General features: G+C 47.5%; 20 protein-coding genes. 6 read left to right on the top strand and 14 right to left on the bottom strand.

All coding sequences use genetic code 11. From position 1 onward, the window contains the following. The first annotated feature begins 189 nt into the window (after nt 1-189). The 4 genes from uxaC (at nt 190) to RQM65_RS10030 (ending at nt 4,420) form a co-directional block, all read left to right on the top strand. Nucleotides 190-1,596, top strand: a complete 1,407-nt coding sequence (gene uxaC / locus RQM65_RS10045) for a glucuronate isomerase (RefSeq protein WP_314014661.1) — start codon at nt 190-192, stop codon at nt 1,594-1,596. Continuing rightward, the gene (locus RQM65_RS10040; protein ID WP_314014660.1) at nt 1,596-2,576 is read left to right on the top strand and encodes a TRAP transporter substrate-binding protein; all 981 of its coding nucleotides are present in this window, start codon (nt 1,596-1,598) and stop codon (nt 2,574-2,576) included. The genes uxaC and RQM65_RS10040 overlap by 1 nt, the downstream gene beginning before the upstream one ends. Before the next feature lie 84 nt (nt 2,577-2,660). Then, nucleotides 2,661-3,119 carry a TRAP transporter small permease gene (locus RQM65_RS10035; protein WP_314014659.1) on the top strand — a complete coding sequence of 153 codons (459 nt, stop codon included), beginning with the start codon at nt 2,661-2,663 and terminating at the stop codon, nt 3,117-3,119. Nucleotides 3,120-3,124: 5 nt separating this feature from the next. Next, on the top strand, nt 3,125-4,420 hold the full coding sequence (locus RQM65_RS10030) for a TRAP transporter large permease (protein ID WP_314014658.1): 1,296 nt from the start codon (nt 3,125-3,127) through the stop codon (nt 4,418-4,420). On the opposite strand, the gene RQM65_RS10025 is transcribed toward RQM65_RS10030, so the two are convergent. From RQM65_RS10025 to RQM65_RS09975, 11 genes are all read right to left on the bottom strand, one after another. Beyond that, nucleotides 4,417-6,174, bottom strand: coding sequence for a RagB/SusD family nutrient uptake outer membrane protein (locus RQM65_RS10025; protein ID WP_314014657.1), 1,758 nt, complete (start codon nt 6,172-6,174; stop codon nt 4,417-4,419). The genes RQM65_RS10030 and RQM65_RS10025 overlap by 4 nt on opposite strands. A gap of 16 nt (nt 6,175-6,190) precedes the next feature. Beyond that, nucleotides 6,191-9,160, bottom strand: coding sequence for a SusC/RagA family TonB-linked outer membrane protein (locus RQM65_RS10020; protein ID WP_314014656.1), 2,970 nt, complete (start codon nt 9,158-9,160; stop codon nt 6,191-6,193). Nucleotides 9,161-9,249: 89 nt separating this feature from the next. After that, nucleotides 9,250-9,996 carry a phosphatidylinositol-specific phospholipase C/glycerophosphodiester phosphodiesterase family protein gene (locus RQM65_RS10015; RefSeq protein ID WP_314014654.1) on the bottom strand — a complete coding sequence of 249 codons (747 nt, stop codon included), beginning with the start codon at nt 9,994-9,996 and terminating at the stop codon, nt 9,250-9,252. Nucleotides 9,997-10,257: 261 nt separating this feature from the next. Then, complete coding sequence (locus RQM65_RS10010; RefSeq protein ID WP_314014653.1) at nt 10,258-10,476, bottom strand: DUF1660 family phage protein; 219 nt, start codon at nt 10,474-10,476, stop codon at nt 10,258-10,260. Nucleotides 10,477-10,693: 217 nt separating this feature from the next. Beyond that, on the bottom strand, nt 10,694-11,986 hold the full coding sequence (locus RQM65_RS10005) for an aminopeptidase P family protein (RefSeq protein WP_314014651.1): 1,293 nt from the start codon (nt 11,984-11,986) through the stop codon (nt 10,694-10,696). A 116-nt stretch (nt 11,987-12,102) separates the two neighbouring features. Further along, the gene (locus tag RQM65_RS10000; protein ID WP_314014649.1) at nt 12,103-12,648 is read right to left on the bottom strand and encodes a type 1 glutamine amidotransferase domain-containing protein; all 546 of its coding nucleotides are present in this window, start codon (nt 12,646-12,648) and stop codon (nt 12,103-12,105) included. 140 nt (nt 12,649-12,788) lie between these two features. Further along, the gene (locus RQM65_RS09995; RefSeq protein ID WP_314014647.1) at nt 12,789-13,265 is read right to left on the bottom strand and encodes a very short patch repair endonuclease; all 477 of its coding nucleotides are present in this window, start codon (nt 13,263-13,265) and stop codon (nt 12,789-12,791) included. Between the two features lie 113 nt (nt 13,266-13,378). Further along, on the bottom strand, nt 13,379-14,125 hold the full coding sequence (locus tag RQM65_RS09990; protein WP_314014646.1) for a succinate dehydrogenase/fumarate reductase iron-sulfur subunit: 747 nt from the start codon (nt 14,123-14,125) through the stop codon (nt 13,379-13,381). Between the two features lie 75 nt (nt 14,126-14,200). Further along, nucleotides 14,201-16,204 carry a fumarate reductase/succinate dehydrogenase flavoprotein subunit gene (locus RQM65_RS09985; RefSeq protein ID WP_314014644.1) on the bottom strand — a complete coding sequence of 668 codons (2,004 nt, stop codon included), beginning with the start codon at nt 16,202-16,204 and terminating at the stop codon, nt 14,201-14,203. Between the two features lie 3 nt (nt 16,205-16,207). Further along, nucleotides 16,208-16,876: a succinate dehydrogenase cytochrome b subunit gene (locus RQM65_RS09980; RefSeq protein WP_314014643.1), complete on the bottom strand. Its 669-nt coding sequence runs from the start codon at nt 16,874-16,876 to the stop codon at nt 16,208-16,210. A gap of 265 nt (nt 16,877-17,141) precedes the next feature. Next, on the bottom strand, nt 17,142-18,101 hold the full coding sequence (locus RQM65_RS09975) for an HU domain-containing protein (protein WP_314014641.1): 960 nt from the start codon (nt 18,099-18,101) through the stop codon (nt 17,142-17,144). A gap of 114 nt (nt 18,102-18,215) precedes the next feature. On the opposite strand from RQM65_RS09975, the gene dprA reads away from it, so the two are divergent. Further along, a complete protein-coding gene (gene dprA / locus RQM65_RS09970; protein WP_314016822.1) occupies nt 18,216-19,319 on the top strand; it encodes a DNA-processing protein DprA in 1,104 nt (367 codons plus the stop codon). Between the two features lie 6 nt (nt 19,320-19,325). Here the strand turns inward: dprA and RQM65_RS09965 are convergent, their stop codons facing one another. From RQM65_RS09965 to RQM65_RS09955, 3 genes are all read right to left on the bottom strand, one after another. Continuing rightward, on the bottom strand, nt 19,326-20,099 hold the full coding sequence (locus RQM65_RS09965; protein ID WP_314014640.1) for a hypothetical protein: 774 nt from the start codon (nt 20,097-20,099) through the stop codon (nt 19,326-19,328). 190 nt (nt 20,100-20,289) lie between these two features. Continuing rightward, nucleotides 20,290-21,129 carry a hypothetical protein gene (locus tag RQM65_RS09960; RefSeq protein ID WP_314014639.1) on the bottom strand — a complete coding sequence of 280 codons (840 nt, stop codon included), beginning with the start codon at nt 21,127-21,129 and terminating at the stop codon, nt 20,290-20,292. Between the two features lie 286 nt (nt 21,130-21,415). After that, nucleotides 21,416-22,465: a ferredoxin--NADP reductase gene (locus RQM65_RS09955; protein WP_314014638.1), complete on the bottom strand. Its 1,050-nt coding sequence runs from the start codon at nt 22,463-22,465 to the stop codon at nt 21,416-21,418. Between the two features lie 188 nt (nt 22,466-22,653). Here RQM65_RS09955 and RQM65_RS09950 point away from each other — a divergent pair, with 188 nt between their 5' ends. Beyond that, on the top strand, nt 22,654-24,126 hold the full coding sequence (locus RQM65_RS09950; protein WP_314014636.1) for a DUF5687 family protein: 1,473 nt from the start codon (nt 22,654-22,656) through the stop codon (nt 24,124-24,126). The last annotated feature ends 88 nt before the right edge of the window (nt 24,127-24,214 follow it).

Below are 24,214 nucleotides of genomic sequence, written 5' to 3'. Positions count from 1 at the left end.
TACAAATAACGTTGTGGTATCCAAAATTCTCTTGTCTCATACGCAAACTTTATGTACAAGCCCACTGTATCTTTAGACAGATTTCTTGCTTAAACGGGATGAGTGAACTATTTTTAAGATTTGCAAAGTTTCGTTTGTCAACTTTAGTCCGAGCATACCGAAGCTCAGTCTCAATCTCTAAGGTCTACTATGAAGTATGAAAATCCCTTTCTGCAAGGCAATTTTTTATTAGGAAGCAAACAAGCGGAAACCCTATACCACGATTTTGCGGCCAAAATGCCCATAATCGACTATCACAACCACCTACCCCCTAAGGCCTTGGCCGATGACAAGAACTTTGAGAACATCACGCAGGCCTGGATCAATGGTGACCATTACAAGTGGCGCGCGATGAGAAACCTGGGTATCGAGGAAAAATTCATTACCGGTAACGCTTCCGATAAAGAGAAATTCAACAAATGGGCCTACACCGTGCCCTATACCATGCGAAATCCGCTCTACCATTGGACGCACATGGAACTATCGCGGTATTTTGATCGTAAAGACCTACTTTCAGAGAAAAATGCTTCGTCGATCTATCAATCAGTGTCGGAGACATTGAACACTCCTGATTTCAGTTGTCGAAACCTGATTTCAAAAATGAACGTCAAGGTATTGTGCACAACCGAGGACCCAACGGACACCTTAGAACATCACCAAAGACTCGCCAAAAGCGATTTTGATACCAAGGTAAGTACCGCATTCCGACCCGACAAGGCTCTGCTTATAGACAGCGATGACTATAACGGTTATCTAGACACGCTTTCGGATGTCTCAGGCGTTTCCATCGACACCTACGATGCCCTGTGCGATACCTTGAAAAAGCGCATTTCGTTCTTTCACGATAATGGTTGCAGACTCTGCGATCATGGTCTGAGTCATCTTTATGCTGAAACCTTTACCGATGCAGAGGTGAAATCCATCTTCAAAAAACGCCGGGAAGGCAATGAGCTATCGGAAGGGGAAGCGAATAAATTTCGAAGTGCCCTGCTCTTGTTCCTCGCGGAAACCTATCATGATTTTGGATGGGTACAACAATTCCATCTGGGCGCGTTGCGGAACAATAATAGCAGAATGCTCGAAAAATTGGGTCCCGATACGGGCTGGGATTCCATCGGCGATTACCAGCAAGCCGAAAGCCTGTCGAGGTTTTTGGATACCCTGGACGGAAGAAATAAGCTGACCAAGACCATTCTCTACAACCTCAACCCTACCGATAACGCCGTCTTGGCGACCATGATCGGTAATTTTAATGACGGAAGCATCAAAGGCAAGGTTCAGTGGGGATCGGGCTGGTGGTTCTTGGACCAAAAAGATGGGATGGAAGATCAGATGAATACCCTGTCGAATATGGGGCTCATCAGTTGTTTCATCGGAATGTTGACGGATTCTAGAAGTTTTCTGTCCTTTCCGCGGCACGAATATTTTCGACGTATATTGTGCAATCTTTTCGGGGAGGATATCAAAAACGGGGAATTGCCCAACGATATGGAGTGGATCGGCAAACTGGTGCAGGATATTTGTTATACTAACGCTAAAGAATACTTTGATTTTTAATGAAATCGTATCTCAACCTTATCGTTTGTCTTATAATCGCATTGGGCACGAGCTCCTGCGAAGAATTGATAAAAACGCGTACCGTACGTCTGGGGCATGGGCTCGACACGAGCCATTCCGTGCACAAGGCGATGGTCAAAATGGGAGAGCATCTTGAGGAGCTATCCGACGGAAAAATGACCCTAAAGATTTATCCCAGTCAGCAACTGGGTACCGAAAGGCAGTGTCTTGAACTACTGCAAATCGGAAGTCTGGATATGACCAAGGTCTCCGTAGGCACCTTGGAGAACTTTGCCCCCAAAATGAGGGTCTTGGGCCTTCCCTTTTTGTTTCGCGACAGACAACATTCCTTTAACGTATTGGACGGCCCCATCGGACAAAGCCTTCTGAACGAAGGAGAACAATATTGGCTCAAGGGACTTGGATATTATGATGCCGGTAGCCGAAGTTTTTATACCAAAGACCGCCCCGTTCACAGTCCAGAAGACCTAGTCGGCCTTAAAATAAGGGTGATGGAAAGTGTTACTGCCGTCAATATGGTCAAGGCCCTTGGAGGGTCACCCACTCCCATTTCTTGGGGCGAGCTCTATACCGCCCTACAACAGGGCGTAGTAGATGGAGCCGAAAACAATCCGCCCAGTTTTTATCTTTCGAGACACTACGAGGTCTGTAAATTTTATACGTTGGACGAGCATACGGTACTACCGGACGTGCTTTTGGCGGGTACGCATCTCTGGGACAAACTTTCCGAGGAAGAGCGCGGCTGGTTAAAACAAGCCGTTGACAACTCCATCGGATATCAAAGGGAACTATGGATGGAGTCGGAAAAAGAGGCCTTGGCCGAAGTAGAGAAGGCCGGGGTGGAGATAATCAGACCCAATAAGGAATTGTTTTCCGAAGAGGTCGAGGACATCTATGATAAGTACAAAGAAGATACTGAGCTATCCCAATTGATACAAGATATCAGGGCAACTAAATAAAATAACCTAACCGTCACGTAACTTATAAAATCTGCATAGGAGGATTGACGTAGGAAGTAAGACTAACCAATAAACCGATCAAAAATGCGATTACGGGCAACAATCGATAAAATCCTGGCCAATGCCTTGGTCATTCTTATGGCGGTGATGACCCTGAACGTACTGTGGCAGGTTTTCAGCCGGTTCCTTTTGGGCGCACCCAGTTCCTTTACCGACGAGCTGGCCCGCTATCTATTAATATGGATCGGCATCTTGGGAGCAGCTTATGTTTCCGGTCAAAACCTGCATGTCGCCATCGATGTGCTGCCCAAAAAATTCAGCGAAAAGACCCAGAGACGCCTCCGTGCCATCGTTGATTGGCTCGTTATCTTGTTTGCTTTCTGCGCCTTTGTCATCGGAGGATCTCGGCTAGTCTATATCGTATATGTCCTCGAACAGCATTCGCCTGCCCTTCAGGTTCCGTTAGCCTTGGTCTATTTGGTTATTCCCGTTAGCGGAGTACTGATCATCTATTATAAAATTTTCGACCTATTTAAAAAATAGTTTCCATGGAGTATATTCCCGTCTTGGTGCTGGTCATCAGTTTTGTCGTCTTATTGGCCATCGGCACACCCGTAGCCTGGAGCATCGCCATTTCATCGGTATTGACCATGCTGACGAGTATTCCCTTTACACCCGCCTTCACGACAGTATCGCAACGCATCGGCACTGGACTCGACAGTTTTGCTCTCTTGGCCATTCCCCTCTTTATACTTTCGGGAGAGCTGATGAACAAAGGCGGTATCGCCCATCGGTTGATCGCTTTTGCCAAAACCTTGGTAGGGGCCCTTCCGGGCGGACTGGCTTTAATCAATATCATTTCCGCAATGTTAATGGGTGCAATTGCGGGATCGGCTATGGCGGCGGCATCTGCCATGGGAAGTATCATCGGTCCGGAGATGGAAAAAGAAGGTTATTCCAAGGAATTTGGGGCGGCCGTCAATATCACCGCGGCCACGACAGGTCTAGTCATTCCTCCAAGTAACGTATTGATTGTCTACTCCTTGGCCAGTGGCGGTGCTTCGATAGCCGCCTTGTTTCTTGCCGGATACATCCCTGGGATACTTACCGGTCTATTCCTTATGATCGTTGCCTCTTTATGGGCCAAGAAAAAAGGTTTTAAGCTGGGAAAGCGAAGTTCGCTAAGGGAAATTTTTAGGACCTTCATTGACGCATTTCCCAGTCTGCTCATGTTGGTGGTGGTCATCGGCGGTATCGTAGCCGGTATCTTTACCGCGACGGAAGCTTCTGCTATCGCAGTCCTCTACAGCTTGATTCTTGGCTTTGTCTACAGGGAAATTACGTTTCCGAAACTTCCACAGATTTTATTGGATTCATCGGCGACCACGGCTATAGTAATGCTACTTATAGGCACATCGATCAGTATGTCATGGGCCTTGTCTTACGAAAATATCCCCCAGGACATCAGTACTGGACTTTTGGCGCTAAGTGACAACCCAATCGTCATTTTATTGATAATCAATTTGTTGTTACTATTTGTTGGCATCTTTATGGATATGACGCCCGCCGTTCTCATCTTTACCCCGATATTCTTGCCCGTGGTAACCGCATTGGGCCTAGACCCCGTACATTTCGGCATCATCATGGTACTCAACCTATGTATCGGTCTTTGCACCCCGCCCGTGGGCTCGGTGCTCTTTGTAGGCGTCGGTATAGCCAAAACTACCATAGAAAAGGTCGTAAAACCGCTGTTGCCCCTTTTTGTGGCCATGATTATCGCCTTGATACTGGTAACCTATATTCCGGCCCTAAGTCTTTGGCTACCTAGTTTGTTCGGACTTTAATATCCCGGGTTCTGCTCCAGGAAGCCCGCTGTACCAGAAGCGGCGTCCACTACGCTCTGTGGAATCGGAAAGAGCCTTTTGTTGACATCGGAGTCGGTCTTGTTCGTCCAGGTATCTTCATAGGTGCCGAAACGGATTTGGTCACCCCTGCGGAAGCCTTCCCAGTACAGCTCGAAACCCCGTTCGCGGTACAGAATATCCAAGTTCATGGTCTCTAGGGCGGCGGGAGTTTGGTCCGGACGGGCATTCCTTGAGGTCCGTACCACATTTACATCCGCCAGGGCACCCGCAACATCGCCATTTCTCATCTGAGCCTCGGCACGCATCAAATAAATTTCGGCCAGCCGCATCAATACGAGGTCGACACTGCTAAAATTATTTCCATCATCGGATGTACGGCTAAACTGATATTTAGAGCACCTATAGCCCGTGTTATGCAAGGATCCTTCATTGCTGAAGTTGACCTCCAAGGTATGGTCGACGTAACCCACGTCACGGTCAGGTCCGTTTCCCTTACGCTGCACTATGGGATAAATTCTGACCCCGTCGTCACAGGTTATGAATTCGCCACTTTCATCTTTTCGGGGACCCCATTGGATGCCCCGTAGAATGCCCCTATCCATTTCAAAGGAAACCGGTTCAACACAGTAATAACTGTCCTCGGTCTCAGTGGCGACGAGAGGCTGGCGATTGGCAAGGTCTTGCAGCTGTTCTTCGGGCACTAGAGTATTCCTTTTATAAAACCGGGCATCGGCATCGGCGGGATCGACATCTCCATAGGCATCTACCCAAGTCCGATAAAAATCGGGCGTAATTGCCGGGCCGTCGGTACCGTCGGCGCTGGGGTATTCCGGTCTGGGGAACATAGATCCAGCAATGGACCAGTACGCCCACCGGCTGTGCTCCCTTTCCAACACTCCGCGCTGATCCAAGGCAAATATGAGTTCCGGATTGCCGTTGTTATCATCGTTGAACAAATCAAAATATTCGGGGGAGAGCGAAAAACTCCCCGAATTGATGATGTTATCGGTATACTCAATGACCTTGTCCATATCTTCTTGGGTAAAGTCGGGGGTACCGTAAGGGGCGCGATATACGGCCGCGTTCAGGTGCAACCGCGCCAACAGGCCCCAAACGGCCGATTGGGTCATTCGGCCCGGCCCTCGATCGGTATTGATGACATCGACTACCGACAACAGTTCGTTTCGTATATAGTCGATGGCTTCCTGGGTCTTGAGCACCGTTGATAGTTCTTGGCCTGCGGATTCTTTTTCGAGAACGAGGCCCCAGCTGTCTAAAAGCAACAAATTCAAATAGGCTCTAAGAGCGATCATTTCATACAAGGCCCCTTCCGCTTCGGCATCTCCCTCGTCTGCCAAGGGCCGCAAAGTTTCGATGGCCGCCAGAGTTCGGGAAATATTGGTCGTCAATTGGTTCCACCCACTGGCCACTAAATCGTTGGTGGGTGTAAAATTATGGGCATGGGCCGCTAGGTATTTACCCCCGTCGAACCAATCGGTTCCGCCCCGATAGGGCAGTATGGCCTCATCGGAGGGAATCAGTTGCAAGCCGTAAAAATTCGTGTGTCGCCAGGTCCAGGACACATAGCCATAAGCGGGCGCAATGGCTCCACTGACGACCTCCGCCTGAGATCCGGTCAGGGATTCATCGATTAATTCCTCGTCTAGGTCGGTACAGTTCCAATTCAGAAAAGTGGCCAGCATCAAAATTGAAATTATCAATTTATTCTTCATTGCGAATCAATTTTATTTAAAAAGTTACGTTTAAGCTTACCACCAGTGTGCGGGGAGACGGATAGGTAAACCGGTCGATACCAAAGGTTTGAATACCGTCTATTTCGTTACCGGTATTGACTTCGGGATCGAATCCGGTATAATCCGTGATCACAAAAAGGTTTTGACCGGTAAGGGTAAACCGTATTTGTTTGACCAAGTCGCTGAGACCCATGTTCTGGGTATCTAGGTTATATCCCAAAGTGGCATTGTTCAATCGCAGAAAACTGCCATCTTCCAAATAGCGGGTGGATACCTCGTTGGAATTGCTGATATCCTCATCGGGAAACTGTATGGCAAAATCTGTGGTGTTCAGGCTTTGGTTGAGCTGACTCTTGCTGAATAGGCTCATGGCCGTATGATTGTACACTTTGGTGCCCGCTATTCCGTTGAAATTCAAACCTAGGTCAAAATTTTTATAGTTGAAACCCAGGTTGATGGCATAAATAAGTTCGGGCTGTGCCGTTCCCACGGGAATTCGATCATCGTCTAAAGACTCGCCATCGCCGTTGACATCGCGAAATTGGTTCAGCCCATCGGCACCTATTCCGATAAACTCCTTCATATAGAACGTACCGGCAGGCTCCCCGTTGAGATACCCATTTATCGTAGCCCCGGTCTGCCCCGCACCCTGGGCCTGGCCCGTGGTTATAATTTGAAAAGGGGAGTTGGCCACCTCGTTATCGATAAATGTGATGTTGCCGCCAAGATTCATAAAGAAGTCCTCCCCGATCTGCGTATTATAGTCCAAAGAGAATTCTACTCCGGAATTATGTATTTCCAATTCGGGAATGTTCGTCCATATTTTTTCAGTGGGCTGTATGGGATCTATCCGATTCGATAGCAATACCACCTTGCTCGTAACCTTGTCAAAATAGTTCAAGGTACCCGTTAACCTATTGTTCATCAGTCCGAAATCCAGCCCGACATTCATCTGTGTAGCGACTTCCCACTGTAGGTTGGGGTTCGCGGTACGCACGGGCACGGTTCCAAAGGGATAACCATCGGAAGTGGTGGCACTCGGACTTAGGGGGTACGTATCGTTATCCGCCTTGCTGTCAACGTAACTGGCCAAGGTGACCTTGTTATCGATGCCCTCTTGATTACCGGTCTGGCCCCAACTGGCCCGTAACTTCAAGGTGTTGAAAACAGTGTTGTCGGCCATAAAATCTTCCTTATTAATATTCCAAGCCAAGGCTACCGATGGAAAATAACCGTATTCGTTATTCGCTCCGAATTTCGAGGAACCGTCCGCCCTCATGGTCGCCGTTATCAAATACTTCTCATTGTACCCGTAGTTCAATCTACCGAAGTAGGACTGCAATTCGTTTTTCTCGGCGACGGAGTTCAGACTGGTAGGATTCTCTTGACTGCTCAGCTGATCTTGAAACCGGGGTTCGATGTCATTATCCGCGAACCCCTCCAGCTCGAACCGTTTCTGTTGAAAATAGATGTCTTGGTACGAATGTCCGATTAAAAAGGTAATGTTGTGCACGCCTTTGGAAACATTGTAGGTCAGGGTGTTTTCGATCAAGGTATTTCTATTGCGGGTAAACGTCGTCTGTAAAGTGCCCTCGTCCAGACCTTCCAGCAATGCATAGGGTGTCTGCTGTACATCTCGATCTGTAGAGGAGTAGTCAACACCGAGATTCAATTTATAGGTCAATCCCTCCACAATTTCCAAAGAAGGTGAAATGTTGGCCAGAATACGGTTGCTATTGGTAAAATCTTTATAGATGCGGTTACGGACCACCGGGTTCAGCCGATCATCGAACAAGGTCGGTTGTCCATTGGTAAAGGCTGGTATGGTCGGATTCAACTGGAGCATATCGGATACTATAGCCCCGATATCGGGCCTATCGTTTTCAGTTCTTGAAGCGGTCAGATTAATATCTACGTTCAAACGGCCGTCCAAGGCCTTTTGGTTCAGGTTGACCCGCCCGGAATAGCGAGTCAGCGAACTGTTTTCCAATACCCCCTCTTGGTCGTCGACGCCAGTGGATACATAATAGGAAAACTTATCGGGGGCTCCCCCGCCCATGGAGAAGTTGACATTTTTGGAAATGCCGGTCCGTGTCAGGGCATCCTGCCAGTCGGTATCCGCGCCGCCATCCTGCAAGTTGCCTCCGATGGCCGTCACCTGCTCCCTGAACTCATCGGCCCCGAACACATCGACCTTATTGGCAAAAGTTGAAAAGGCGGTCGATACGGAGAGGTTCATTTCGGTCTTGCCGGCCATTCCTTTTTTAGTGGTAATCGCAATCACCCCATTAGCGGCCCGGGCCCCGTAAATTGCGGCAGCGGAGGCATCCTTCAGTACATCGATCGATTCAATATCCTGCGGATTGATAAAATTCAATGGGTTCGAGGCCACCCCCGTGGATGTATTATCTATAACAAAACCATCGACCACAAAAAGCGGGGTCGTGCCCGAACGGAAACTCCCGAGTCCTCGGATAACAATATTTTGCGCGGCACCCGGCTCGCCACTGACCGCGGTAACATTGACGCCCGATATTTTACCTTGGACCAATTGCCCAGGGTTGGCGACCACTCCCTTATTAAAGTCCTCGCTTTTAATGGAACCGATGGAACCGGTCACGTCTGATTTCTTTTGCGTACCATAGCCTACGACCACTACGTCTTCGAGTTGGGTGGCGTCTTCCTGCAACTGTATCCTCAAGGTGGTTTGTCCTGCAACTGGCTCTTCCGTACTTGAATAGCCCAAATAGGAGACTTCTAAAACGGCCCCGTCCCCGACATCGATTGCAAAATTTCCATCAAAATCCGTGGTTGTTCCGTTGGTCGTCCCTTTTTCAACTACTGTGGCTCCCGGCAAGGGCACATTTTCCGGATCGGTAACGGTGCCGGTTACCGTGGTCTGCGCCCAAGCGGTACCAACCAATAGCAGCCCTGCGATAAGCAAGGTCAATTTTGCATTTTTCATATAGTAAGGCTTGATTGATTGTCATTTACTCCGTGAATGTACTAAATTTTCATGGACACCTAAAATATAGAACCGAGATATTATCTATATTAAAGCGTATCTAAAAATTTAATGCATTCCATCGGCTTATCCGTATTAATAAAATCCACTCCCAAATCAACAAAAGCCTTCCAAGCGGATTTGGAGTCCGGTGTAGCCCAGAAACGGAAGGGTTTGTTAAAGTCGTGGGCTTTTTCAATGACAGCAATAATCCTTTTACGGTCTTCCGATGTCATTGCGCCTTCTCCGCTCCATTCGGAAAAATTCCGGAAGCTCAAGCTGACAAGAGCTATCTTTTGAAGGATAGCAGGATTCTCGAGAGGCTGCAAATTCTGATGGTCGAAGAAAATATATTTGGGATAGTTTAGGTATTCCGGAGGTTTTGGTCGGTTGCCGGAAATGGCAATGGTTACCCTATCACTGCCGGTAATCGAAGGATAATTTTCGAGTATACCGTTCAGGGTTTGAAGGGTAGTATAGGGTTCTGATTTAATATCGATTAGTAACACGAGTTCTTCTGCCCCATCGAAACCCAGGGTAAGGGCTTTTTTCAAAGGCTCGAGATACAGTGCCTCCAAAGTGCGGAGGGTATCTATTTCTTTCCGGGTATGCGCCACGTACAGGTCGTTCTCGATCAAAAACACATCGGCCTCGATGGAATTGGCCCCAGCGGAATAAGCTTTCCAAAAAGGAACATTTTGTAGGTAATCATTATGCGAGTGTACGCCGGCCTGGGTGACATTTTGCGCCATCAAGCCGTTTCCCATCACGATTAAAAAGATTATCAGCTTTTTCATATCCGATGTTTTTTTCTTTCGCCAAGATATGAAATGTAGACGGTAGCTGGAGTAAGAATCGGAAAACGAAAGTTCAAAGGTTGGAAAGGCGTAGCTTAATAGGATTAAAGTGGCGTTATTCTGAATAGAAATATAGAAACAAAAAATCCCGAAAAAAGGGCAGGCTCTACCAAACTGTCGTGGGGCAAACGACCGTAAGGAATTAAGACTGCTTGTTTAATTTTCGGGAATACTTTAAAGTTCCGGCACCGCAATAATTTTTTAGGCGGCCTGTTGGGCGGCCCGGTGTCTTTTTTGGAAAATATCCTCCAAGGTTTTATTGATATCCTCCAGTTCCGGAGTCAGGGTCGATAGGTTACCGCTAACATCGGTAGTGACCTCTTTGCCGCAGTGAATGCATTTGTACTCCTTGATGTGCAGGGTTACTTTTTTTGAAACGGCGTAATGATGGCCGAACAGATTGCAGAATATTTTTTTCATGGTGGTAGGTTTAAGCACATCTCCGGCCTTGGGAACCGTTGATGTTAGATAAGAGATTTGGGTCATTAAATGTCGCATCAGGACATATTATAAAATAACTAACGTCACCATGTCCTTTTTTATTGGATAATTCCTTCCGCAAGAAGCATATTTTCGATGAACTGCAATTTTATCGATAAGCCGCATGCTTCCATCGTCAAGATTACAGCGCAATGCCTCAAGCATTCATCAGCTCCTCGATCTCTTCCACCTCAATGGGGATATTTGCCATCAAGTTAAATGGTTCGCCTGTGTGCTGAATTACCACGTCATCTTCTAAACGTACGCCAATCTTCTCATCGGGAATATAGATGCCCGGCTCTACCGTAAACACCATATTCGCTTTCATAGGCGTCTTTAACGCGCCGTAATCATGTGTATTAAGGCCGATATGATGGCTGGTGCCGTGCATAAAGTATTTTTTGTAGGCGGGATGTTCTTCGGTCTCGTTTTGAAGGTCGGCCTTGTCGAGCAGCCCGAGTCCCAAGAGTTCAGAGGTGATAAGCTTACCGACTTCTTTATGATACGCTGCCCATAATGTACCGGGAACCAGCATTTTCGTGGCATCGTCTTTCACTCGGAGTACGGCTTCATAAACCTGCCTTTGGCGTTTGGTGAACTTGCCGTTAACGGGGATGGTACGGGTCAGGTCACTGGAGTAATTGGCGTATTCCGCCGCGGTATCCATTAGAATCATATCGCCGTCTTGACACTGTTTATTGTTCTCCAGATAATGCAATACGTTGGCATTGTTCCCCGACGCGATGATGGGCGGATAGGCAAAGCCCTTGGAACGGTTTCGTACGAACTGGTGCAAGAGTTCGGCTTCGATCTCGTATTCCCATACTCCCGGTTTCACAAACTCCAGAACACGACGGAACCCTTTTTCAGTGATATCACAGGCCTTTTGCATCAAATCGAGCTCTTCCGGTTCTTTTATACCCCTGATTTCCTGTAGAATGGGATTGCTTTTGGCGACCTGGTGTGCCGGAAATTTCAGCTTACAATTTTGAATAAAACGGGCTTCCCGGGTTTGGGTCTCGACCGCTTGGCGGTAATGCTCGTTGGTATTAAAATAGATGGTCTCGGCTTCAGTCATCAGGTCAAAAAAAACCGAATCGAATTCTTTGAGCCAATAGATGGTTTCGATACCCGAAACCTCGGTCGCTTTGTCCTTGGTCAATTTTTCCCCTTCCCAAATGGCGATGTGCTCATTGGTTTCGCGTACAAAGAGGATTTCCTTACGAGTTTTATCCGAGGCATCCGGAAAAAGCAATAGGATGGACTCTTCCTGATCGGCCCCGCTCAAGTAGAAAATATCGCGATGCTGTTCAAAAGGTAGCACGCTATCGGCACCGATGGGGTAAATATCATTGGAATTAAAAATCGCAATGCTTTTCGGCTTCATACGGGCCTTAAATTTCTTGCGGTTTTTGGTAAAAAGGGAATTGGGAATTTGCTCGTATTTCATTGGCTTTGGGCTTTGTTCAAAAATAAGCATTTATCCTTAGAGGTTTAGAAAGCAAAAAGCCAACTCCGCGGGGGCGGAATGGCTTTTCTAGATTTGGTGCTATCGATTTATTTAAATTAAGCGTGCTGTTCTTCGTGCTTACCTTCCTTAATTTCCTCAATCAGCTTGGCGTTAAAGGCCGGTAGATCATTTGGATTTCTGCTTGTCACAAACCCTTGGTCTACTACTACTTCTTCGTCCACCCAATTCGCTCCAGCGTTAATTAAGTCATCTTTGATCGACACATAACTCGTCATCTTTCGACCTTTTACCACATCGGCGCTAATGAGCGTCCACGGAGCGTGACAGATGGCCGCTACCGGCTTCTCTTGTTTAAAGAAATCGCGTACGAAAGTCAAGGCTTTATCATTATGTCGCAAGGTATCGGGATTTATTACCCCACCTGGCAACATTAAAGCATTGTAATCGTCGGCTTTCACATTGTCCAGGGTTTCGTCCACATCGTAAGAATTAGACCAATTCCCGTCTGACCATCCTTTGATTTTTCCAGCTTGCGGACTAACGATGTCTACCTGAAAACCTTCCTTTTCCATGGCTTCCTTTGGAGATTTCAATTCACTCTCCTCAAATCCGTTTGTCGCTAATATTGCTATCCTTTTCATATATCCTATTATCTTTAAATGTTATCGATTAATTTCATCCCCAATCTAAGCTACATCATCGACAATCTCCGTTAAAACCCTATTAAATAAGGGGTTTCAAAGGTTAAAGCCCTCCCAAGTGTGCGGTATTCCATCCTATTTTAACGCGTTTGCACCGACTTTAGGTGGTCAATGACCTCGCGTAGGCAAGTTTCGAGTTCCTTTTTGATTTCGGATTCCCAAAATCGAAAAACGGTATATCCTAAACGCCGCAGTTCTTCGTTTACCTCTCGATCGCGCTGCATGTTGCGTTCTATCTTGGCGATCCAGAATTCCCGATTGGTTTTGACCTTGGGTTTTCGTTCCGACCAGTTATGGCCGTGCCAGTATTCCCCATCGATAAAAATGGCAGTTTTATACTTTTTTAAGAGGATGTCGGGCTTGCCGATCAACTTTTTGTAGTCGATACGATATCGGTATCCCGATGCGTACAGGGCTTTTCGAAAAGCGAGTTCGGGCTTGGTGTTCCTGCCCCTTATTTTGCTCATTATCTTGGAGCGCTTCGGGGTAGTATAAAAACCCGATTCTTCGTTAAAACGGGGAACCTTGATGCGCTTTTCGGAATAATCTTTGGGCATTTTTAAAAATAAGGAAAGCCCTTCAGAAACCTTGTTAAGCAAATGTCAAGAAAAATCCCAAACTCCATACGTCGGAATTTGGGATTGGTTTTACTATTGAGTTCGGGTCCGTGTTACCCCTTTACGTTGGCCGATAAATACTCGCGGTTCATTCTTGCGATGTTCTCCAAGGAAATACCTTTAGGGCATTCCACTTCACAGGCCCCGGTATTGGTACAGTTCCCAAAACCTTCGAGATCCATTTGGCGCACCATGTTCTGCACGCGCTCGGTAGCCTCGACCTTACCTTGGGGCAGCAGTGCAAATTGCGATACCTTGGCGGAAGTGAATAGCATCGCACTGGCATTCTTGCAAGCGGCGACACAAGCGCCGCACCCGATACAGGTGGCCGCATAAAACGAATCGTCCGCATTTTCTTTTTCAATAGGGGTAGCGTTCGCATCGACCGTGTTACCAGAGGTGTTGACAGAAACATAACCCCCTACCTGCTGTATCCTATCGAAAGCACTGCGATCTATTACCAAATCTTTGATTACAGGAAAGGCCGTTGCACGGAACGGTTCGATAACGATGGTGTCTCCGTCATTGAACTTTCGCATGTGCAATTGGCAGGTCGTAACCAATCGATCGGGACCATGCGGTTCCCCGTTGATCTGCAATGAACAAGACCCACAAATGCCTTCTCGACAGTCGTGATCGAATTGTACGGGCTCTTCGCCCTTATTGATAAGCTCTTCGTTCAAGACGTCCAACATTTCCAAAAACGACATGTCTCCCTCAATCCCATTGATAGGGTAGTCTTTCATTTCTCCTTTGGACTTGGCATCTTTCTGACGCCATATTTTCAAGTTTAATTTCATGAATTATCCATTTGAAAAGTAAACAATTTGAAAATATAACAATAGACCTATTGTTACATTAATTCAATCGATGCATTATTTATACGAGCGCGTTTTCAGTTCAATATTCTCGTACTTCAGGTTTTCTTTATGCAAAACCGCGTTTTTAGGCTCGCCTTTGAACTCCCAAGCTGCGACATACTTGAAATTTTCATCATCCCGTAAGGCCTCGCCTTCCGGCGTTTGGTACTCTTCCCGGAAATGTCCGCCGCAAGATTCATCACGGTGCAGCGCATCCTTGGCAAAAAGTTCGCCCAATTCTAGAAAATCGGCAACCCTGCCGGCCTTTTCCAATTCGGCGTTCAAGCTGTCCGCAACTCCGGTAACTTTAACATTGGCCCAAAAGTCTTCCCGCAACGCAGCAATGTCATCTATGGCCGATGTTAGATCTTCCGCATTCCGGGCCATCCCACATTTGTTCCACATAATCTTGCCCAATAGCTTGTGGTAATGGTCCACTGAATGCTTGCCGCTGCCGGACATCAATTTTTCGATACGCTCCCTAACCGCTTCCTCTGCCTGATCGAATTCCGGGGAATCGATAGATATTTCACCGGTTCGGATATCGTTGGATAAGTAATCCCCGATCGTATAGGGCAAAACAAAATAACCATCGGCCAAACCTTGCATCAGAGCCGAAGCTCCCAATCGATTGGCCCCGTGATCGCTGAAATTGGCTTCCCCGATACAGTAGCAACCATCGACGGTAGTCTGCAGATTATAATCGACCCACAGTCCGCCCATGGTATAATGTACGGCAGGATAGATCATCATAGGGGTCTCATACGGATTCTCATCAACAATTTTCTCGTACATCTGAAAAAGGTTGCCGTACTTGTTCTCGACCACCTGCCTACCCAATTTTGTGATGGTCTTGTTATCGGCATCCTTCATTCCATGGGTCAAAGCCTCCTCTTTTCCGTAGCGCTCAATGGCGGATGCAAAATCCAAATACACGGCTTCGCCTGTTTTGTTGACCCCAAAACCGGCGTCGCAGCGCTCTTTGGCGGCCCTTGAAGCTACATCCCTCGGCACCAGGTTACCGAAAGCGGGGTAGCGACGTTCCAAATAATAATCCCGGTCTTCCTCCTTTAACTGGGTCGGCTTTAATTTTCCCTGACGAATATTCTCGGCATCTTCCTTGCGTTTGGGCACCCAGATGCGGCCGTCGTTCCGAAGGGACTCGGACATTAGGGTCAATTTGGACTGGTGGTCGCCCGAAACGGGGATACAGGTGGGGTGTATCTGGGTAAAGCAGGGATTCGCGAAATAGGCTCCCCTTCGATGCGCACGCCAAGCGGCCATTACGTTGCTTCCCATGGCATTTGTGGAAAGAAAAAACACGTTTCCATAGCCTCCGGTGGCCAAGACCACCGCGTGGGCAGAGTGGCGTTCTATTTCCCCGGATACCAGGTCGCGGGCGATAATGCCCCGCGCCTTACCGTCTACCAAGACCAGATCCATCATTTCATGACGGTTGTAAGGCTTGATTTTCCCCCGGTTGATCTGCCGGTTCATGGCAGCGTAACATCCCAATAACAACTGCTGGCCCGTCTGGCCTTTGGCGTAAAAGGTCCGGGATACCAAAACGCCCCCGAAGGAGCGGTTGTCCAATAATCCGCCGTACTCCCGCGCAAAAGGCACGCCTTGGGCCACGCATTGATCGATTATATTTGCCGATTCTTCCGCCAGACGATATACGTTCGCCTCACGGGAACGGTAGTCTCCCCCTTTTACGGTGTCGTAGAACAATCGATACGCGCTATCCCCATCGCCCTGATAATTTTTCGCGGCATTGATCCCTCCCTGTGCAGCGATGGAATGCGCGCGCCTGGGGGAATCTTGATAGCAAAAGGTCTTTACGTTATAACCAAGTTCGGCCAAGGTCGCCGCAGCAGATCCCCCGGCAAGCCCTGTGCCGACCACGATAACATCAATATTCCGTTTATTTGCCGGATTGACCAGGTTGATTTCGTTCTTATGTTTCGTCCACTTATCGGCCAACGGCCCTGAAGGGACTTTAGAATCCAATTTGCCCATTATCTACTGTGTTATCGGATTAAAATGATGGTAAAGCGCGATAAAAATAAAACCTGCGGGGATTGCTATCGCATATATTTTGGTGAAACCTACAATGGCAGGGGTGTATTTGTTGTTTACGCCCATACTTTGAAAAGAAGAGCCGAAGCCGTGCCATAGGTGCAAGGCCAAGAATACGAATGAAACAACGTAGATCGCGGTTCTCCAAACCGATTCGAACTTGTACGCGGTCTCCTCAAAGTACCGGGTCGGATCTTCCGGATTCGCCGAAAGGTACTTATAGTCCATCTCATGCACCCAAAAATCGTACATATGCAGTCCTAGAAACGCGAGTACGACCAGTCCGGTGATGATCATGTTGCGCGACATCCAGCTGGCATTGGCACTCCCAGTGTATTTTTTATACTTTATCGCCCTTGCCTTGTTGTTTTGGATTTCGAGCACAATACCCATTACAAAGTGGACGATAACGCCCGCAATAAGAACAGGTTGCAATATAAATTGCACCAGCCCGTTGTAGCCCATAAAATGTGACCACTCATTAAAGGTATCGGGAGCAAGTACCGAGGTGACGTTGATCGTGAAATGTTGTGCCAAAAAGAAGACCAAGAAAAGACCCGAAAGGGCCATAACCACTTTTCGGGCTATCGAAGATTTAACCAATCCGCTCATTGTTTAAAGTTGGAATTAGGAAGCGCTTCCAATGTCAGTTTTTAATGCGATCCAGCCGACAGATACCGGCTGGGCATAACGTACGATTTAAGATGCGCTACGAGTTTGGAATCTTCACAAATTTACTTTAAAGCGGACTGTTTAACAAACTTATCGGGATTTTAGTTACGTATTTAGAGCCATTTTAAAAAGGAAAATGGTGCCAAAAGGACGCAATGGTATGACTACTATATTTGCTATGGATTTCGATTAATTCAAGAAGAGGTCACCTGACGGACTTTAACCAAGCATCTTTTTGGGAGCGTTTGACCCGATGAAGTTCACTCAAGGCTTTTTGCGCATCATTAAAGCTGTCGTACGCTACCATATGCAGTCCGAAAGGATTGGTTCCGATATAGGAGGGGTTGAAACCCAGCTTTTGCAACTGTGCTATTCTTTTATCGGCATTGGTTTTATAGCGGAATGCGCCAGCAATTATGTGGTGTATTTTTTGTCCCGCTTTGTCCGTTACCGACTTCTTTGTGGTTTTCAGGGTAATCGTAGGCAGCTCTAACGGGTCGGTGTCGAAAAAAGTGGCCTCCTGAATACGTTTGGAAACCTGTTGCTGCGCCTCTTCGCGCACCAACTGATGATTGTTCCGGTCGGCCTGGTAGAACTGGAAGCCTGCCACCCCGGCAGTAAGCGCCAACAAGACGACCGCCGCATATTTTAAATAGGGTCGGGCCGCTACACTTTTGCGAGTTTCGGGCGTGAAGGCAAAAGGAGTCTTTTCTTCCAAAGCGGCCACCTCTTCTTTCATGGTTTCCCGAGCTACCGGAACGGCGGCAAAAGAGGACATCCCGTAGGAAGCCATCAGATAATTGGTTTTTCCGGAAGGCTGAAACTGTATCCTCCCCTCGGCACCGGACCAGACTTCACCGATTTGGGCCAACTCGAGCCGCTCCCCGTTTTGCAGTCTTGAGATCCAATCTGCCACCTCTTCCTCGACCTGCTTTAGCATGTCTTCGAAAGTGGTTTTTTGGACTTCTGCCATATGGGACACCAACAGCCCGTCATTGGCCACCAGCTGCTGGTTGAAGGATACCCTTTTCATCGGAGGATAAAAGGTCTGGGTTTCTTCATGGATGACGGCGGACCTCGGTTGGGTCAAAAACGCGCCGAAACCCGGCACCACAACGCAGTTGTAGCGGTAAAGCAGTTCAGATATATAGTGTTCTAGTGCCATCTGGTACAAAGATTATAAAATTTAAATGGGGATACCAGCCGCCCGCTTACTATTTATTAACATTATATTTGATGCGCTTTGTGAATAACTTTGAATTCGCTCTTTATGAACGAAATGGACGAAAATGAGCTTATATCGGTCTTACGGCTGCAGCATGTTCCGAATATAGGCGATGTGACCGCAAAAAAACTGATATCCTATTGCGGGAGCCCCGCTGCGGTCTTCGCCGATAAGCGGCAACGGCTATTGAAAATAGACGGCATCGGCTCTTACACCCTAAGCGGACTCTACGATGCGCAACATCGGGAGGCTGCCGAAGCGGAGTATGAATACATCGAAAAAAATCAAATCGAATACACGTATTTCTTGGATGCCCGACATCCCGAATACCTGAAACACTGCTCCGATAGTCCCGTGCTGTTGTTCCAACGCGGGAATATCGAATTGACAGGGCGAAAAATTATCAGTGTTGTCGGTACCCGTCAAATAACAAGCTACGGCAGGGCTTTCTGCGAGAAATTCATTGAAGACATCGCTCCCCTGAACCCGATTATCGTGAGCGGATTTGCCTATGGAGTCGATATTACGGTTCAGAGAGCGGCGGTAAAACACGGCCTGCAAACCATCGGATGTCTGGCGCACGGCCTCAACCAAATCTATCCGAAAGCACATGCCAAATACATTAGGGATGTCGAGAAAAATGGGGGATTTTACACCGAGTTCTGGAGTACGAGCCAGCCGGAAAGGGAGCATTTTCTAAAGCGGAACCGCATCATTGCGGGTATGAGCGAGGCTACGGTAGTAGTAGAATCCGCGGAAAGAGGGGGCAGTTTGGTCACAGCGGATATTGCCAACAGCTATGATCGCGATGTCTTCGCCGTACCGGGGCGTACCCATGATAAATACAGCGTGGGATGCAACAACCTCATCAAACGACATCGGGCCCATATGATGACTTCGGCGGCCGACCTGGTCTATCTGTTGAATTGGGACGTCGAAGAAAAAAAGAACCAAAATGCGCAACAGCAGCTTTTCGTGGGATTGGACGATACCGAGCGAGCGATCCACGATTATCTGCTTAGGGACGGCAAACAATTGCTGGATACCATTGCGCTGGAATGTCGATTACCGGTGTTCAAGGTATCATCTACCTTATTGAACATGGAAATAAAAGGGGTCGTGCGGCCCTTGCCTGGAAAAATGTTCGAGGCCGTCTAGGACGGGTCATAACACGACCTCGTTGTTCAACCATTTCTCGATCAGCCTATCGTTATGCGAAATGTCGACCAGGTGAAACTTCTTGAAGGTTTTAAGGATTTTGGCGGTCTCCAAAGGTTCGATACATACCGAGACGGGGGAAAGATAATTGGAATGTACCAAGAAAATCTTCTCTTTTTTCTTGACCAAAAAACCCACGTGGCCCGTATCGAAACCTATAAAATACACACCTGGCCGTACATGCCCTTTTATTTCTGACAAAGCTTTTTCGGAGTCTTCGTGTGCGATGGTCGTAATCTCAGAGCCGCAGCTCAACGCCCGTGCCTCGTCAAGGGGTGATTTTTGTGCCAACCTGAACCGGTTCAGGTTTAGGCCCATGTCTTTCAGCGTCGTAGCGATGAAATAGCCGCAGGCAATCTTCCCCTTTTTGGGAATGGATGTGTGCCCCCCGAAACTCCATCCGGTTCCATACCAAAAAGGAATGATCCGGTCGGTCAGGTGCCGGCCGAAGCTCCTCTTTACACTGTCGATGCTGATGCGGTTTTCCTTGAAGGCGTTGCGCAGGCGTATCCTGATAAAATCCGCCTGTGCCTTGGTGGCCACATATGTGAGGGAATCGGGATTATTGTAGGCTTTGGGGTCTTCCAGCTTCATTGTGATAACGGCAGCCGCAAAGGCTGAAATCCGGACATCACTTTCATGGGAATTAGCATCGTTCAATGTCACAGCGAAGCCTTGAATTCCGCTGCACAAAAAAAGAATGCTAAGTATAAATCGCATATACTACCCTTAAGAATATCCCATGATTCTACTCAGAATTTCCTGAAACAAAATAAATTTGGAATCGCTTGTACTTTAACAAGACCGTCTGAAGTACTTGAGCGACATGGTTATGCAATAGTAACGTAAAACTTGGAGATAGATTGAATAGAAACGGTAAAAATCGTAAAGATTTAACGTATAAGTTGTTCTATATCTTGAGATTGACCCCCCACCACACTTCATAATCGCGGGGCACTAAGGGCCGATAGCTTTGGTAGCCCTGATCGGCAATTCTCAGTCCCTTTATGGCTCCCTTCTTATCGAGTTCGTAGCCAAGGAAAATAAAGGAGTGCCCGTAAGGGTCAAAATCGAGCACCTCGGCTCCATGACGCACTTTTTCGTAATCTTCCCGCAACCGCCATACCTGTACCAGCGCCCCGGGACGAAGTTTTCCGCTCCATATTCCTTCGGTATCGACCAATTCCCCAAGACCTGCGATCGCAACTGCACCGGCGTTGCCTTTGGCCCTGTACTCGAAGGGCAGGTCACGCCATTCCGCATCTGATTTCGTTGCGGTAATGAACAGGTTGTTGAACACCTGATGAGGCGTCAACTGCTTCGTAGCGATGGCATCTGGCAAGTCTTTGTAAAACGGCCGGCCGTAAACATCTTCGTAGGCCTTTGCAAAACGGCTTTTACTGACGACCAAGCAATCTCCTCCAGGATTTTTATTTATACTGTTATAGTAATTTTCAACGATTTGTCGGGCGACTGGATATTCCGGCTTGAGGTGAAGGGGCTTTCGGGGAATGGCGAAATTTGTTGCATCGGTAGGAATTTCCTTCACCCGAGCGACAACTAGGTTAATCGGGACTTTCTCCAAGAACCGGCTATCCTGGGAATTCGTTGCCTGACTTAACCCGTCCCCTGCGTTGGAAAGAGATGCCTGTGCACGTAAGGGAGTCGATTCGGCACCTAAAAAGAATATTGCGGCAAACAGCCATAGGAGCGGATCGGATGCGTTGGATATAAAAGGTTTAAAAAACATAGTTTCTGAAGATAACGGCGAGAACGAAGAATTTTTATTTGCCAATATATCAATGCATTCTGGAGGACGGCATAATCTCATCCTAAATTTGACATAATTTGTTCTTCAAGGCAGTTTATTCGTTCAAAATTAGGAAACCTCCCCTACGGATTGAATCCAACAGCTATTATTCTTGATGCAATAGGTTTGAAAAGGCGGCCAAATAAAAGGCGGTACGGGAAGGTTGTCGTTCTTATAAAATACAGTCTACCGTACTTTCCATCGCTCAAGTCGTTCCAGAGGACGCCTACACATCGTCGTAGTCCACTTTTAAAACCGAGGTCAAGGGGTGCGCCTGGCAGGTCAAGATAAATCCTTCCTCGATTTCGCCGTCCGTTAAAATCTGGTTTTTGGCCATTTCGGCCTTGCCCTCCGTGACCCGTGCGATACAGGTGCTGCACACTCCGCCTTGGCAGGAGTAGGGGGCGTCGATATTTTCTTTGAGTACGGCATCGAGAACCCTCTCTTTTTTGTCCATGGTCAGGTCGAAAACCTCGTCGTCGACCGTAACATGAAGTTGAGTCATGCCTTCTGGCGTGACAGGAAGTTCGTCCAGGATCCCACTGCTGGTAAAAAGTTCGAAGTGTATTTTGTCTTTGGGAACCTCATTTTCCTTCAAGGTGTCGGACACCAGATTGATCATAGGTTCGGGCCCGCAAAGGTAATAGGCATCGAACTCCGTGTCTGCGTGCTTGTTCTTGAGCACGAAATTGACCATAGCGGTGTCGATGCGGCCGAATCGCGAATCGTCTTCCTGGGTCTGACTGGTCACAAAATACGTAAAGAAGCGGTCTGAGTGCTCCAGTTCCAGCTTGACCAATTCCGTGTAGAACATCGTCTGTTCAAATGATTTATTGCCATAGACCAGCACAAACCTACTCTCGGGATGACTATCCAATACGGCCTTGGCGATACTCATTATCGGGGTAATTCCACTGCCGGCCGCAAAAGCGGCAATCGTCTTGGGACGATCGGTAGCATGGAACGTAAACCGGCCCTCTGGCGGCATAACTTCCAAAGTGTCGCCCACCTTTAATTGAGTATGTGCAAAATGGGTAAACACACCCTTGTCCACTTTTTTAACCCCGATGGTAAAGCAATCGCTTCTAGGCGAGGAGCAGATGGAGTACGATCTTCGCAGCTCTTTGCCCTTTATCTCTTTTTTTACGGTAATGTACTGCCCCGGAACAAAATCGAAGGTCTGAATCAATTCTTTGGGAATACTAAAGGTAATCGCCAGCGAATTCGGAGTAAGCGATTTAATGTGTTTGACCGTTAAGGGATGGAAATCTGCCATAGTATATCAGCTGAAAATTTAAAAGCATCTAGCCCGTCATCCGCAACTGCGACGGCCCACCTCTCACCGAGGACTGCAAAAATACGGATTGGGAAATCGATTTAAAACGTAAAAGCGAAAAACATGTCCCTGATTTCAGAACAAAACGCTACTTTTAAACGGGTCTATCCCATAATTTTACAAATCCGATGCTGAAACACTTCCTGAACCTGCAATGGAAATCGTTCTTTAGGGCCGCCTCTTTCAAAACCAACTTGATCCTCAAGATTTTTATGGGCTTTATGGCCCTGTATTTTATGGTGGTGTTTCTCTCAATGGGGGTCGGGGCGTTCTATCTTATCGAAAAGTCGGGATGGGGCGATCCCCTCCTGATAGTCAACCAGTTTCTAATCTATTATTTGGCGGGGGACCTCGGATTTCGGTATGCCCTTCAAAAAATGCCCATCACCAACATAAAACCTTTGCTCTACCTTCCCATTAAAAAAGTCCAGATTGTCCGTTACTCCTTGGGCAAGACGGTAGTCTCCTTTTTTAACTTGGCCCACGCCTTTTTCTTCGTTCCCTTTTCGGTGGTACTTTTGATCGAGGGATACGCCCCTTTGGGCGTTATAGGATGGCATTTGGGCATCCTGGCGCTTATCTACTGCAACAATTTCCTGAACGTCCTCCTAAATAATAAGGACAGTATCTTGATTCCCTTGGCCATAGTCTTTGCCCTTCTGGGCATCTCCCAGTACTACGGCTATTTTGACATTACCCGGTTGACGGCTCCCTTTTTTGAAGCTCTTTACGAGATACCATGGATGGCACTACTTCCTTGGGCTCTTTTAATTGGACTTTATACCGCAGCGTTCAATTATTTCAAAAAAAACATGTATTTGGATGCCGGTCTAGCACAAAAAAAGACCGAGGCCAAGTCCGAGGATTTCTCGTGGCTGGACCGCTTCGGGAATCTCGGGGTCTTCCTCAAGAACGACATCCGGCTTATCAAACGCAACAAACGCTCCAAGACTACGGTACTGACCAGTGTTTTCTTCCTTTTTTACGGTCTATTGTTCTTTACCGGGGCAATCGAAACCTATGATGGCCCTATTTGGAAGATTTTCGCGGGAATCTTTATCTCCGGGGGCTTTCTTTTTACGTTCGGACAGTTCGTGCCGAGTTGGGACAGCTCGTATTATCCGTTGATGATGAGCCAGAACATCAAATACAGAGACTATTTGAACTCCAAATGGTACTTGGTAACCATCGCCACCCTGGTCAGTACTATTTTAGCACTTCCTTATCTCTATTTCGGATGGGGCGCCTATCTGGCCGTTTTGGTAGGTGCCATCTATAATATGGGTGTCAACTCGTATCTAGTATTATGGGGCGGGGCCTACATCAAAACCCCGATCGACCTGACCTCGAACAAGAGGGCGTTCGGCGACAAACAATCCTTTAACTTAAAGACCATGTTGCTAACGATTCCGAAACTGCTTCTGCCCTTGCTGGTTTACGGACTGGGACATTATCTTATCAATCCGGCCGCAGGGTATATCTTCGTAGTCCTGGCCGGGTTGGCCGGGTTTACGTTCAAGAGCTTCGTTTTTAAACAAATCGAAAAGGTCTATAAAAAGGAAAAGTACAAGACCCTGCTGGCGTATAAACAGACCTCTTAATCCTGAAAGATGCGGTGGAAAAGCTTGAAGAGCATGAAATAAAAGAGATCAAAATTAGGGGCCTCCCCAAAAGATCCTACCCGTCGGG

It is taken from the genome of Pricia mediterranea, assembly GCF_032248455.1.
GTDB lineage: Bacteria > Bacteroidota > Bacteroidia > Flavobacteriales > Flavobacteriaceae > Pricia > Pricia mediterranea.
The sequence above is the reverse complement of the archived record's forward strand: the minus strand, read 5'-3'. Positions and strand labels throughout refer to the sequence as shown.